The 12,676-nt window shown below is 38.7% G+C and carries 15 protein-coding genes; 14 read left to right on the top strand and 1 reads right to left on the bottom strand.

The window, feature by feature from the left end; all coding sequences use genetic code 11:
• Window positions 1-62: 62 nt before the first annotated feature.
• The 13 genes from HCU67_RS04105 (at window position 63) to HCU67_RS04045 (ending at window position 10,353) form a co-directional block, all read left to right on the top strand.
• The gene (locus HCU67_RS04105) at window positions 63-392 is read left to right on the top strand and encodes a HesB/IscA family protein (RefSeq protein ID WP_168551308.1); all 330 of its coding nucleotides are present in this window, start codon (window positions 63-65) and stop codon (window positions 390-392) included.
• Window positions 393-406: 14 nt separating this feature from the next.
• A complete protein-coding gene (gene sufB / locus HCU67_RS04100; RefSeq protein ID WP_168551307.1) occupies window positions 407-1,852 on the top strand; it encodes a Fe-S cluster assembly protein SufB in 1,446 nt (481 codons plus the stop codon).
• Window positions 1,853-1,866: 14 nt separating this feature from the next.
• Entirely contained in the window at window positions 1,867-2,619 is a 753-nt protein-coding gene (gene sufC, locus HCU67_RS04095) for a Fe-S cluster assembly ATPase SufC (RefSeq protein ID WP_168551306.1), read from the top strand.
• A gap of 1 nt (window position 2,620) precedes the next feature.
• A complete protein-coding gene (gene sufD / locus HCU67_RS04090; RefSeq protein ID WP_168551305.1) occupies window positions 2,621-3,937 on the top strand; it encodes a Fe-S cluster assembly protein SufD in 1,317 nt (438 codons plus the stop codon).
• Window positions 3,938-3,971: 34 nt separating this feature from the next.
• Window positions 3,972-4,616 carry a porin family protein gene (locus HCU67_RS04085; protein ID WP_168551304.1) on the top strand — a complete coding sequence of 215 codons (645 nt, stop codon included), beginning with the start codon at window positions 3,972-3,974 and terminating at the stop codon, window positions 4,614-4,616.
• Between the two features lie 109 nt (window positions 4,617-4,725).
• The gene (locus HCU67_RS04080) at window positions 4,726-5,316 is read left to right on the top strand and encodes an outer membrane protein (protein ID WP_168551303.1); all 591 of its coding nucleotides are present in this window, start codon (window positions 4,726-4,728) and stop codon (window positions 5,314-5,316) included.
• A 61-nt stretch (window positions 5,317-5,377) separates the two neighbouring features.
• Window positions 5,378-6,592 carry an aminotransferase class V-fold PLP-dependent enzyme gene (locus HCU67_RS04075; RefSeq protein WP_168551302.1) on the top strand — a complete coding sequence of 405 codons (1,215 nt, stop codon included), beginning with the start codon at window positions 5,378-5,380 and terminating at the stop codon, window positions 6,590-6,592.
• A gap of 60 nt (window positions 6,593-6,652) precedes the next feature.
• Window positions 6,653-7,582 carry a PorP/SprF family type IX secretion system membrane protein gene (locus HCU67_RS04070; RefSeq protein WP_168551301.1) on the top strand — a complete coding sequence of 310 codons (930 nt, stop codon included), beginning with the start codon at window positions 6,653-6,655 and terminating at the stop codon, window positions 7,580-7,582.
• 110 nt (window positions 7,583-7,692) lie between these two features.
• Entirely contained in the window at window positions 7,693-8,115 is a 423-nt protein-coding gene (locus HCU67_RS04065; RefSeq protein WP_168551300.1) for a SufE family protein, read from the top strand.
• 1 nt (window position 8,116) lies between these two features.
• Window positions 8,117-8,446 carry an iron-sulfur cluster assembly protein gene (locus HCU67_RS04060; protein WP_168551299.1) on the top strand — a complete coding sequence of 110 codons (330 nt, stop codon included), beginning with the start codon at window positions 8,117-8,119 and terminating at the stop codon, window positions 8,444-8,446.
• A 24-nt stretch (window positions 8,447-8,470) separates the two neighbouring features.
• Window positions 8,471-8,839: a four helix bundle protein gene (locus tag HCU67_RS04055; protein WP_168551298.1), complete on the top strand. Its 369-nt coding sequence runs from the start codon at window positions 8,471-8,473 to the stop codon at window positions 8,837-8,839.
• Between the two features lie 20 nt (window positions 8,840-8,859).
• Complete coding sequence (locus HCU67_RS04050) at window positions 8,860-9,363, top strand: DUF2480 family protein (RefSeq protein ID WP_168551297.1); 504 nt, start codon at window positions 8,860-8,862, stop codon at window positions 9,361-9,363.
• Window positions 9,364-9,426: 63 nt separating this feature from the next.
• Window positions 9,427-10,353: a DUF3078 domain-containing protein gene (locus HCU67_RS04045; RefSeq protein ID WP_168551296.1), complete on the top strand. Its 927-nt coding sequence runs from the start codon at window positions 9,427-9,429 to the stop codon at window positions 10,351-10,353.
• Window positions 10,354-10,583: 230 nt separating this feature from the next.
• Here HCU67_RS04045 and hflX read toward each other — a convergent pair whose 3' ends face one another.
• Entirely contained in the window at window positions 10,584-11,798 is a 1,215-nt protein-coding gene (gene hflX / locus HCU67_RS04040; RefSeq protein ID WP_168551295.1) for a GTPase HflX, read from the bottom strand.
• A gap of 88 nt (window positions 11,799-11,886) precedes the next feature.
• Here hflX and HCU67_RS04035 point away from each other — a divergent pair, with 88 nt between their 5' ends.
• The gene (locus HCU67_RS04035) at window positions 11,887-12,663 is read left to right on the top strand and encodes a TMEM175 family protein (RefSeq protein ID WP_168551294.1); all 777 of its coding nucleotides are present in this window, start codon (window positions 11,887-11,889) and stop codon (window positions 12,661-12,663) included.
• Window positions 12,664-12,676 lie beyond the last annotated feature (13 nt).

Here is a 12,676-nt window from a genome sequence, read left to right as displayed (position 1 = left end):
AAACCCTATAAATGCTACTTATAGGGTATATTTGTGCACTTTTCCAATAATATCGTTAAACAATGATAAAAGTATCTGATAACGCTAAACAAAAAGTAGTCAATTTAATGACTGAGGAGGGCTTTGATGCAAGCAAGGATTTTGTTCGTGTCGGAGTTAAGAGCGGTGGTTGCAGTGGGTTATCTTATGAATTGAAATTTGATGATAATGCCGCGGAAGATGATAAGGTATTCGAGGATAATTCGGTTAGAATCATAGTTGACAAAAAGAGTTTTCTTTATCTGGTTGGAACAACGCTAGAGTATTCTGGCGGATTGAACGGCAAAGGGTTTGTTTTTAACAATCCAAACGCCCAACGTACCTGTGGGTGCGGTGAGAGTTTTTCACTTTAAAGTAGTACGAGAACATGGCCTACACTGAAGAAGAATTAAAAAAAGAATTAGAGACCAAGGAGTATGAGTATGGCTTCTATACCGATATAGAGGCAGACACCCTGCCCAAAGGCCTCAACGAAGATATCGTTCGGGCAATTTCTAAAAAGAAAGAGGAACCGGAATGGATGACCGAATGGCGATTGGATGCCTTTCGAGAGTGGCAAAAAATGGAAGAGCCCGAATGGGCCAACGTGACCTATCAGAAGCCAAATTTCCAAGATATCTCATACTATTCTGCGCCAAATAGCAAACCCAAATACAATAGCCTTGATGAGGTTGACCCTGAACTTTTGGACACCTTCAAAAGATTGGGAATTTCATTGGATGAACAAAAGAAATTGGCTGGGGTTGCGGTTGATGTCGTGATGGATTCGGTTTCTGTTGCTACGACTTTCAAAAAGACCTTGGCAGAAAAGGGGATTATTTTCTGTTCAATTTCAGAAGCCATTCAGGAACATCCTGAACTGGTCAAAAAATATATTGGCTCAGTTGTCCCTAAGAAAGATAATTTTTACGCAGCACTGAATTCGGCAGTTTTCTCTGACGGTAGTTTCTGTTACATTCCGAAAGGCGTACGCTGCCCAATGGAGTTGTCAACCTATTTTAGGATTAATCAAGCTGGTACGGGTCAATTTGAAAGAACTTTGGTCATAGCAGATGAGGGCAGTTACGTAAGTTATTTAGAAGGATGTACCGCTCCGATGCGTGATGAAAATCAATTGCATGCCGCCGTTGTTGAATTGATTGCTTTAGACAACGCAGAGATAAAATATTCAACAGTACAAAACTGGTTTCCTGGTGACAAAGAAGGAAAAGGAGGGGTTTTCAATTTCGTGACCAAAAGAGGTCTTTGTGAGTCCAATGCTAAAATCTCTTGGACCCAAGTTGAAACTGGTTCAGCGGTTACTTGGAAGTATCCATCTTGTGTGTTGAAAGGTGATAATTCCATCGGTGAATTTTACTCCATCGCAGTAACCAATAACTTTCAGCAGGCTGATACTGGTACTAAGATGATTCATCTTGGGAAGAATACACGAAGTACCATTATTTCAAAGGGGATCTCAGCAGGTAAATCTCAGAATAGCTATCGAGGCTTGGTTCAGGTGAACAGCAGAGCTGAAAATGCCCGAAATTTTTCACAATGCGATTCCTTATTGATGGGTAATGAGTGTGGAGCACACACCTTTCCGTATATCGAAACAAAAAACAAATCTGCTCAAATTGAGCATGAAGCTACAACTAGTAAGATTGGAGAAGACCAAATCTTTTATTGCAATCAACGGGGCATTGATACTGAAAAAGCCATTGCTTTAATCGTAAATGGATTTAGTAAAGAGGTCTTGAACAAATTACCTATGGAGTTTGCTGTTGAAGCACAAAAACTATTGGAAATAAGCCTTGAAGGCTCAGTTGGATAATAAATCAATCAGAGATGCTTAAGATAAATGATTTACATGCCGGTATTGAAGGCAAGAAAATATTAAAAGGAATCAACCTAGAGGTAAAGCCTGGTGAAGTTCATGCCATTATGGGCCCAAACGGTTCAGGTAAAAGTACGTTGGCTTCGGTTGTTGCTGGTAAAGAGGATTTCGACATCAAAAAGGGTTCTATTGAATTAGAGGGTGAAGATTTAGAAGAGTTGGCTCCTGAAGAGCGCGCCCACAAAGGAATCTTCTTATCCTTTCAATACCCTGTAGAAATACCAGGGGTTACCGTAACAAATTTCATTAAGACCGCTATTAATGAATCAAGAAAGGCAAGAGGCCTGGAGGACATGCCTGCCAACCAAATGTTGAAATTGATTCGTGAGAAAGCTGAATTATTGGAAATTGATAGAAAGTTCTTGTCCCGTTCATTAAATGAAGGATTTTCTGGTGGCGAGAAAAAACGAAATGAAATTTTTCAAATGGCCATGATGGAGCCAAAATTGGCCATCCTAGATGAAACGGATTCTGGTCTTGATATTGATGCACTTCGAATTGTGGCCAATGGTGTCAATAAACTTCGAAGTGAAGACAATGCCATTATTGTCATTACACACTATCAGCGTTTGTTGGAATATATCGTACCTGATTTTGTTCATGTTTTACATGATGGTAAAATCGTGAAATCTGGCACGAAAGAACTTGCGCTGGAATTAGAGGAAAAAGGTTACGATTGGATCAAACAAGAAACAGTTGTTTAAAATGGATTTGAAAGAGAAATTAATATCATCTTTCATGGCTTTTGAAGATCATGTAAACGTCAATGACGTGGTCCATGACATTCGTTCAGAAGCCATCAAGAACTTTGAGACCAAGGGTTTTCCTTCGAAAAAAGAAGAAGGTTGGAAATACACCTCTTTAAATAGTCTTCAAAAGGTTGACTTCAGTGTTTTCCCAAAGCAAGAAAACACCTTGGAATATAAAGACGTCAAGAAGTATTTTCTACATGAAATCGATACCTATAAAATAGTCTTTGTCGATGGTATTTACAGTAGCTATCTTTCTGAAACTACGCATGATGGTGTTGATGTTTGTTTGATGAGTTCTGCCTTGAACAAACCAGAATACAGACAAATAATTGAATTGTATTTCAACAAGGTAGCCTCAAAAGATGAGTCATTGACCTCTTTGAATACTGCCTTCAGTAAAGAAGGGGCTTACATTTACATTCCAAAGAACAAGGCTCCCAGAAAGCCTATTCAAATAATTCATCTTGCAACGGGTAATGAGGCGGCTTTGCTATTACAACCTCGAAACCTTGTTATTGCTGAGGAGAATGCAGAATTACAAATCATCGAACGTCATCAGAGTTTAACCTCAAATGAGGTGTTCACCAATTCAGTGACTGAAATTTTTGCAGCAAAAGACGCCAGGGTTGATTATTACAAGGTGCAAAACGATAATGAGCATGCTTCATTAGTCGACAACACCTACATTGACCAAAAAGACAGTAGTGTTGTACGCGTGCATACCTTTTCTTTTGGTGGAAAGCTGACGCGAAACAACCTTAACTTTTACCAAAATGGCGAACGTATAGATTCCACCATGAAAGGTGTAACCATTCTTGATGGAAAACAACACGTTGACCATTACACTTTGGTACATCACGCACAGCCAAATTGCGAGAGCCATCAAGATTATAAAGGAATTTATGATGATAGGTCAACCGGTGTTTTCAACGGTAAAATTTTGGTGGATAAAATTGCCCAAAAAACAGACGCTTTTCAACAAAACAACAACGTTTTAATAAGCGATAAGGCCACCATCAATACCAAGCCGCAGTTGGAAATTTTTGCTGATGATGTAAAATGTTCTCATGGCTGTACCATAGGACAGTTGGATGACGAAGCCCTATTTTATCTCCAATCACGAGGTATTCCTAAGAAAGAAGCTTCGGCACTTTTGATGTACGCTTTTGCAAATAACGTCTTGGAAAGCGTTCGAATACCTGAATTAAAGACAAGGGTAAATAAAATCATCGCCAATAAGTTAGGTGTTCGACTAGGGTTCGAATTGTAATAATCAAGCGTACAAGGAAATCAGGTCGCAATTTATGATGACAAAAGTCAAACTGCTTTTCGTCCTAATACTACTTAACTCAGTTTTGGTATTTGCGCAGGATAGCAGATTTGGTATTAAGGCTGGACCAAACTATTCTTCTGTTGTTGGAGACTTGACCGAAGGTTTGAAATTCCGATTTTCAGGTCATGTAGGTGTCTTTATGGAATTTGATTTATCCTACAAGCTTAAGTTTCAACCTGAATTGTTGTATTCTTCCCAGGGATTTCAATTTAGTTCAGATTTATCCTCAATAGAAAATCCGAATTCATCAGTCGACCAGAACGACTTCAGAAACGACGTGCAGTTGAACTTTATTACCGTTCCTTTACTTATGAAGTTTGGTATTAATGACAAGCTTGATGCGCAAGTTGGGCCACAGTTTGGTTTTCTCATCAATCAAATAACGAAGACCAAAAATCTGAATGAAAGTAATGGTGCCTCGAATGACCGTATGGTTCAAAATGGTAATTTTCAATTGGATTATGGGGCGACGCTTGGCCTTGGTTATGCTATCAGTGATAAATTGTCGCTTTCACCAAGGGCTTACATCGGACTTCGAAATCGGCTAAATAGTTTGGGGGGCAATCTCTATAATGTCAATGTAGCCTTGCAACTTTCCATCGGGTATCTCTTTTAGAAAAGAGCGGTTACTAAACTTTCTACATTCCATTATTTAACCTTCTGTTAGATAACTTCAGTATAATTTATCCCTAGCTTTAGATTAGACGAATTCTAAAACAGTGACCATGAAGTTAAAATTACTTGTTCTTTTATCGATAGTACTATGTTCGATTTCATTTGCTCAAGAAAAAAAATGGAATGTCGAAGCCAATTACACCTTAGTACCAGGAGATGGTGTTTTTGGTGAAGACAATTTCATTGATGTAGGTGCCAAATTCAGGTTTGCCAAAATAGGAGTCTTTGGATTAGGTTTTGGTATAAATGCAGGCTTTTCGAGGGTCAATGTTGAGAATACAGGTTTTGAAAGTCGAACTGATAATACTCATTTGATTCAACCTCGGGTTTTCACCGAACTTATGATTCCAGGAGCACAAAAATTGCGACCATACTTGGGCCTTGGCTATAGTTATGTAAATGTTCTATCGAACTACACCTTTGAAAATGGGGGTCAAGGTTCGAATACAGGAATTGATTATGGTTTTAATTTTAATCTGGGTATTTCCTATAATATCAGCAATCGCTTTTTTGTTCAGGCGCAATATGATTTTATTGATTTAACACCGAACGTAGAAGTTCCGGAAGGGGTTATACTGCTCTCACAAGATATTAAGGGCAATATCAATAATATAAGATTGGGAATAGGGTATAGATTTTAAGTATCTTAAAAGTTCTAGGCCTGGATTTCGGTAATTATCTTTGTAGCTTAGAAAATTCCGAATGTTCGATATAGCTAAAATCCGAAATGATTTTCCGATACTCAAAAGGGAAGTCAACGGCAAACCGCTAGTATATTTTGATAATGCGGCAACTTCGCAAACACCGCAACAGGTGATTGATGTTATTGTTGATTATTACCAGAATTACAATGCCAATATTCATCGCGGCGTTCATTCGTTATCTCAAGAAGCAACCGATGCTTACGAGCAGGCACGTCAAAAAATACAGGAGCATTTCAATATTGCGAAGTCACATGAAGTAATTTTTACTTCTGGTACCACAGATGCAATCAACCTTGTTGCAAACGGATTTGCTGCATTTATTAAGCAAGGAGATGAGGTGCTGGTTTCTGCACTGGAGCATCATAGCAACATTGTGCCTTGGCAAATGCTTTGTGAAAAGACCGGGGCTCAACTCAAGGTAATCCCAATGGGTACAGACGGCCAGCTCAAAATGGACATTTTTCACGAGTTACTTTCTGACAAAACAAGACTTGTCTTTTGTAACCATGTCTCCAATGCATTAGGAACCATAAATCCCATAAAAGAAATTATCGATGCTGCCCATAAAGTTGGGGCAGCCGTTTTGATTGATGGCGCACAAGCAGCACCACATATTAAGGCTGATGTTCAAGAACTTGATGTAGATTTCTATACAGTTTCTGCCCATAAAATGTGTGGACCTACGGGTGTTGGTATATTGTACGGCAAGGAAGATTGGTTGAACAAACTACCGCCATACCAAGGTGGGGGCGAAATGATTGCTGAGGTGACTTTTGAAGAAACCACCTATGCAGACCTGCCACATAAATTTGAAGCAGGTACACCCAATATTGCTGGTGGCATTGCTTTTGGGGCAGCATTGGATTACATGAATGCTGTCGGGTTTGGGGCAATTGCCAGTTATGAGAATGATTTGTTGGAATATGCCACCAAAAAACTGTTGGAAATCGATGGGCTCAAAATTTATGGTCCATTGGAAGGTAAGGCGTCCGTGATATCATTTAACATTCAAGGAATTCATCCCTACGATATCGGGACTATTTTAGACAAGTTGGGTATCGCGGTTAGAACGGGTCATCATTGTGCACAGCCTATAATGGACTTCTATCAAATACCTGGTACTGTACGGGCAAGCTTTAGCTTTTACAATACCAAAGAAGAAATTGATGTTTTGGTTGAAGGGGTAAAAAAGGCCCGAATGATGTTGCAATAATCACCTGTCCCTGATGCAATATCAGGGTATTTCTAGTCGTTTGTTCATCAATACCAACCTATGAACTTCAGACTACTCTACTTTTTCTTCTTATTGGTTGTTTCCACCCTGCAAGCCCAGATTTATAACGAAGCAGAGCGAATCGAGTATTCCCAATACATGTACAATTCGTTCACGGTTAATCCAGCTATGACGGGTATTGAAGGCACACCAAATTTTACTATCAATTACCGAACAGAGCTAATACGCGATTTTAACCACTACACTAGAGAGTCTGCCTTGGTGAGCTTTCCGGCCAAAAAAAATATCGCCTTTGGCTTTTCCATTATAAATGATGAGTTTGATAATATTCAATATACTTACTTTGATTTGGCTTCTGCCTATGTTTTAAAATTGGGTGGTAATGCTGATTTATCATTCGGTTTGAAGGTAAGGGGCAATTTATTGGACCACCGCTTTCCAGAAACTGCCATACAACCACTTCAAAATTTTTACGATGGTCTTGTCAATCGTTTTGTTTTTAATATCGGGGCAGGAGCTGTTTATAGCAATGATTGGTTTTTTGCCGGCGTCTCTATTCCCAGTTTTTTAAGTACGGTGCATTATGACATTGCTGCACTGGCGGTTGATACCAGAAATCTGCCTGTGGTCTTTCATTCGGGCTATGTCTTTTTTCTGAATAAAGACATTTCTTTCATGCCGATGGTATACTCAAGGATTCAAAATAGTGAGACAACGGATATTGATGTTGCAGCCAATTTTTTGTTTCAAGATAAGGTTGGGCTCAATGCGGTTTACCGCTTCGGTGACCATTACGCCGTATTTGCTAATTTCCAAGTCTTTAAATCGCTACTTATCAGTCTTGGGTATGGCAACCAAACCAGCATTCGCACTGAAGGTAGTGCCACTAGTAATGATGGTATTTTTCAAATCACCTTGCGATACGAAAGTGTCTTAAAAAGAGGAAATAAGCTTTTTACTCGATTTTGATTTTCTTCACAATTCAAGTGAATTCAACCGGGCATTTGGCAAATGTGTAAGGTTTTCCCAAACCTTTTGACTTCCTATTGGTTGCGTCGTATTTTTACAAAAATTTTCGAATGACCATTTCAGAAATTCAAGAAGAGATTGTAGATGAATTTTCAATGTTCGATGATTGGATGCAGAAGTATGAATACATCATCGATATGGGAAAGTCACTTCCTTTGATTGAAGAACAATATAAGGTGGATGATAATATCATAAAAGGGTGTCAAAGTAAAGTTTGGGTTCATGCTGAATTGGAAGGTGATAAGTTGGTCTTTACGGCAGATAGCGATGCGATAATCACCAAAGGAATTATTTCGGTATTGGTTCGTGCCTTTAGCAATCAAAAGCCTCAAGATATTATTGAAGCCAATACTGATTTTATAGATGAAATTGGTCTCAAGGAACATTTGTCACCAACTAGGGCGAATGGACTGGTAAGCATGGTCAAACAATTAAAACTGTATGCTGTTGCTTACCAAACACAATTGAATTAATATGAATGAAGAAGTAACTATCGATACTGCAGAATTAGGGGAGAAAATCGTAAAGGTTTTAAAAACCATTTATGACCCTGAAATTCCTGTGGACATATATGAATTAGGACTGATTTATGACGTTTTGGTCAATGAAGATTACGAAGTAAAAATCCTTATGACCTTGACCTCACCTAATTGCCCTGTGGCAGAAACATTACCGGTTGAGGTAGAGGAAAAAGTAAAGTCTATAAATGAGATAAAAGACGCCGAGGTTGAGATTACTTTTGACCCTACTTGGACCCAAGACTTAATGAGCGAAGAAGCCAAACTTGAGTTAGGACTGCTCTAGCGGATATCAGAATTCAGTTTTCAGATGTCAGCAGATAAAGGTTTTGAGCAGATTATTTCATGGCAGAAAGCCAGAGAGCTAAACAAGCTGGTTTATGAGATAACGCGACAGACAGAGTTTTCAAAAGACTTCGGCTTAAGAGACCAAATAAGGAGAGCTTCTATTTCAATTTCATCGAATATTGCTGAAGGATTCGGACGAAAATCTGATAAAGAGTTTACCTATTTTTTGAATATTGCTAAGGCTTCGTGCTATGAGGTAAAATCACAACTTTATCTTGCGCTTGATATCGAATATTTGAGCGAAAAGGATTTTGATAAAGCCTATAGTTTATGTGATGAGATTTCAAGGACTATATTTGGTTTAATTAAACATCTAAATGCTAAAATCTGATTTCTTAATTCTGAAATCTTATGTCTGAAATAATAAATAGAGTTGCTCAAAGCAAACTTGTAACTTTCGATTTGGAAGAATTTTACCCTCCAGGCGAACGTTTGCTTTTTGATATTAAAGATTGGCTTTATGAAGGCTTGATTCTTCGCGAAAAAGAATTTCGGGACCATGTTTCAAATCATGACTGGAGCCAGTATGGAGGTAAGCATCTTGCATTGAATTGCAGCTCAGATGCCATAATCCCGGGATGGGCATACATGCTCATTAAAACAAAACTCCAACCTTTTGCTAAGAACGTGGTTGTTGGTAGTTTGGAGCAACTTGAAACAACGATATACCAATCAATACTACAAGATTTAGACGTCGCCGAATTTCGAGACAAACCGGTTATTATTAAAGGATGTTCTCACAAACCAGTGCCCCAAAACGCCTACCTAATGGCAATTGATAAAATTCAACCCGTCGCTAAGAGTATTATGTACGGAGAAGCCTGTTCTTCGGTCCCACTGTATAAAAAAAAGTGATTCTTTTTCCTTACAAGTGACTATTCATACATTTGCGGTTCTAAACGATAAACACTTTAGACCATGAAAAAAATCGTATTTGCATTACTTGCAGGAATAGTATCATTTAGTTCATTCGCACAAACAGAAGAAGAACTAAAGGCTCAATTGGCCGAGAAAAATGATTCAATTGCCGCTATAAATGCCCAGGCTGCCCCAATTCAAGCAAGGGCAGACGCCTTACAAGCTCAAATTGATGCTTTACCTGGGTGGCGAACAGGAGCTTTCGGAACCATAGGCGGAAGTCTTTCAAATTTTAATAACTGGTTTGCACAAGGATCTCCCAACAACAGCTCAGGTAATATTGGTATTACCGGTAACGCTTTTGCCAACCTTGTTGAGGACAAGTTTTTTTGGAATAACTCTTTGAATTTAAATTTGGGTTGGGTAAAACTTGATGACAAGGATATCGACACAGATTCTGAAGACTTCGAAGCTTTGACCGATGTATTTCAAGTGACCTCTTTGTATGGTAGAAAATTAAGCAGCAAGTTTGCGATATCTGCACTTGGAGAGTACAGAACCACACTATTGAATAACTTCAACAATCCTGGGTATTTGGATTTAGGTCTGGGTGGTACTTGGACCCCTGTTCCTGATATGGTAGTTGTGATACATCCTTTAAACTACAATTTTGTGTTTGCCGATAACGACGCAGTATTTCAGTCATCTCTAGGTGCTAAGATTGTGGCAGACTATACCCGTAAGATCGGTGCTGTAGGATTTAAAACAAACCTTTCTGCCTTTATGAGCTACGAAACCAGTGATTTGAGCAACTGGACATGGACCAATAATTTTTCTTATACCTTATGGAAAGGCATTGGCGTAGGGTTTGATTTCGGTCTTCGTAATAGTAGGCAAGAAGCTGCCAATTTTCAAGGCGTTGCATTGGAAGATGCAGACAATAAATTACAGTCGTTTTATACAGTTGGTTTGAGCTATTCGTTTTAATAGCCAAAAAACACATAAAATTAAAAGCCCTGACCATTGGTCAGGGCTTTTTTTTGGTTCAGTTAAGATATAGTTTGTTTGGTTTTGAGTTTACAATGTGATTCGGGGGGTACATCGTAACACAGGTCGAATATACCTCAGATGATTGGTTGCACATTTTTTTTGATGTGAAGAAAACCTTTTTTGTTGTCTATACAAATTTTGAATTTTTCTGTCAGAAAAGTTAAATTCTAACTGTATTCATCAAGATTTTCAGGATATAAGAAGTTGTTATACGGAAAGCGAGTTACGTGAATGTCTCGAACCTTCTTATATACTTTATTTCTAAACTCGTCAAGGTTTTCCTTGTTTAGGGCAGAAATGAACAAAGCATCTTCTCCGATTTTCCCAAACCATGTTTTTTTCCATTCTTCCAATGTAAAATGAGCAGTGGTCCTTTCGGTAACCAAATCATCTTCTTCAATTTCTTCAGGTCGGTACTGATCGATTTTATTAAAAACCATCACCGTAGGTTTAGTAACACTTTTGATCTCATCCAAAATTTTATTGACGGATTCAATATGTTCTTCAAAGTTCGGATGCGAAATGTCTACTACATGCAGCAACAAATCTGCTTCACGAACCTCGTCTAAGGTGCTTTTGAAACTTTCAACCAATTGTGTTGGTAGCTTTCGAATGAATCCAACGGTATCACTTAAAAGGAAGGGAAGGTTGCCAATCACCACTTTGCGAACCGTAGTATCAAGGGTCGCAAACAACTTGTTTTCAGCAAAGACTTCACTCTTACTGATAACGTTCATTAAAGTTGACTTTCCCACATTGGTATAGCCCACAAGGGCGACACGTACCAAAGCGCCTCTATTACCGCGCTGTGTTTCCATCTGGCGGTCAATTTTGGTCAACTTCTTTTTGAGTAGAGCAATCCTGTCTCGAACGATTCGCCTATCCGTTTCGATTTCGGTCTCACCCGGCCCACGCATTCCAATACCTCCTCGTTGACGCTCCAAGTGCGTCCACAATCCTGTTAAACGGGGTAATAGATATTCGTATTGGGCCAACTCAACCTGTGTTCTGGCATAGCTGGTTTGCGCACGTTGGGCAAAGATGTCCAAAATCAGACCAGTCCTATCCAATATCTTACAGCGCAATAATTTTTCAATGTTATTCTGTTGGGCAGGTGTTAATTCATCGTCAAAAATTACAGAGCCGATATCATTTTCTTTGACATAGCGCTGTACTTCTTCCATTTTCCCACTTCCGATATAGGTTTTTGGGTTGGGAATATCAACCTTTTGAACATATCGTTTTGTGACCTCACCACCGGCAGTGTACGTCAGAAATTCCAGTTCATCTAGATATTCATCAACCTTATCCGCATCTTGCGATTTATTGATGACACCTATGAGGACCGTTTTTTCGTAGTTTATTGATTTCTGTTCAAGCATTGAAATTGAGCAAAGTGCAAAGCTAAGCAATGTTTGCAGGTGAATTTTGTAAATTTCATTCCTAACTAGTCACTAACCGCTCAATTCAATGAAGAAAAGATTACTGGATACCTCCAAGAAAGTTTCCAATGATGGATTTCGTTATAGGGGACTTCAAACCACTCGTTTGGAAAATCTCTCTGACGCAGTTTTTGGTTTTGCGATAACCTTACTTGTTATTTCCTCCGAAGTACCCAGCAGTTATTTGGAGCTTCAAGTATCCATGTATGGATTTCTAGGGTTTATTTTTTGTACGATGTTATTGCTTGGTTTATGGAACAACCATAGCAATTTCTTCCTGCATTATGGTTTGGAAGATAAGGTTACGAAAGCGCTCAACTCCCTGTTTTTGTTTGTTTTACTTTTTTATGTTTATCCACTCAAATATCTTTTCTCTTATTTGGGAACTGCAATCTATGTCAGTATTAAAGATGCAATGGGCGATAATTCCGAGGCATTTAGACAGACTGTATTATCTCTTTCATCAAAACAATTGAGCATAGCGGAATGGGAAGATTTAATGATAAGGTTTGGGTTTGGATTATTCTTTATATACCTAATGCTCATGTTAATGCACATCAATGCCCTCAAAAAGGCAAAACAATTGGAATTGGACAAAAAGGAAGAATTTATTACCAAGACCTTTATCTACCAATACCTTATTTTGATGGGGGTGACAATCATCTCGATGTTGGTGGTTGTTGTTTTTGATGGTAGGGCTGCCCCTTATGCAGGAATGGTATATCTTTTAACCGCGGTTCTACTGCCTTTGCATAAACGGCTAAGAACCAAAAAGAGAAAGGCCTTATGGGGAATTACGGAGTAATTAAAACCAAGGT

The sequence above is a fragment of the Croceivirga thetidis genome (genome assembly GCF_012272815.1).
Lineage (GTDB): Bacteria > Bacteroidota > Bacteroidia > Flavobacteriales > Flavobacteriaceae > Croceivirga > Croceivirga thetidis.
The sequence above is the reverse complement of the archived record's forward strand: the minus strand, read 5'-3'. Positions and strand labels throughout refer to the sequence as shown.

Bases quoted from the DNA above. Each gene is read 5' to 3' on its own strand.
- HCU67_RS04105 (WP_168551308.1), top strand. From the start codon at position 63: ATGATAAAAGTATCTGATAACGCTAAACAAAAAGTAGTCAATTTAATG.
- sufB (WP_168551307.1), top strand. From the start codon at position 407: ATGGCCTACACTGAAGAAGAATTAAAAAAAGAATTAGAGACCAAGGAG.
- sufC (WP_168551306.1), top strand. From the start codon at position 1,867: ATGCTTAAGATAAATGATTTACATGCCGGTATTGAAGGCAAGAAAATA.
- sufD (WP_168551305.1), top strand. From the start codon at position 2,621: ATGGATTTGAAAGAGAAATTAATATCATCTTTCATGGCTTTTGAAGAT.
- HCU67_RS04085 (WP_168551304.1), top strand. From the start codon at position 3,972: ATGATGACAAAAGTCAAACTGCTTTTCGTCCTAATACTACTTAACTCA.
- HCU67_RS04080 (WP_168551303.1), top strand. From the start codon at position 4,726: ATGAAGTTAAAATTACTTGTTCTTTTATCGATAGTACTATGTTCGATT.
- HCU67_RS04075 (WP_168551302.1), top strand. From the start codon at position 5,378: ATGTTCGATATAGCTAAAATCCGAAATGATTTTCCGATACTCAAAAGG.
- HCU67_RS04070 (WP_168551301.1), top strand. From the start codon at position 6,653: ATGAACTTCAGACTACTCTACTTTTTCTTCTTATTGGTTGTTTCCACC.
- HCU67_RS04065 (WP_168551300.1), top strand. From the start codon at position 7,693: ATGACCATTTCAGAAATTCAAGAAGAGATTGTAGATGAATTTTCAATG.
- HCU67_RS04060 (WP_168551299.1), top strand. From the start codon at position 8,117: ATGAATGAAGAAGTAACTATCGATACTGCAGAATTAGGGGAGAAAATC.
- HCU67_RS04055 (WP_168551298.1), top strand. From the start codon at position 8,471: ATGTCAGCAGATAAAGGTTTTGAGCAGATTATTTCATGGCAGAAAGCC.
- HCU67_RS04050 (WP_168551297.1), top strand. From the start codon at position 8,860: ATGTCTGAAATAATAAATAGAGTTGCTCAAAGCAAACTTGTAACTTTC.
- HCU67_RS04045 (WP_168551296.1), top strand. From the start codon at position 9,427: ATGAAAAAAATCGTATTTGCATTACTTGCAGGAATAGTATCATTTAGT.
- hflX (WP_168551295.1), bottom strand. From the start codon at position 11,798: ATGCTTGAACAGAAATCAATAAACTACGAAAAAACGGTCCTCATAGGT.
- HCU67_RS04035 (WP_168551294.1), top strand. From the start codon at position 11,887: ATGAAGAAAAGATTACTGGATACCTCCAAGAAAGTTTCCAATGATGGA.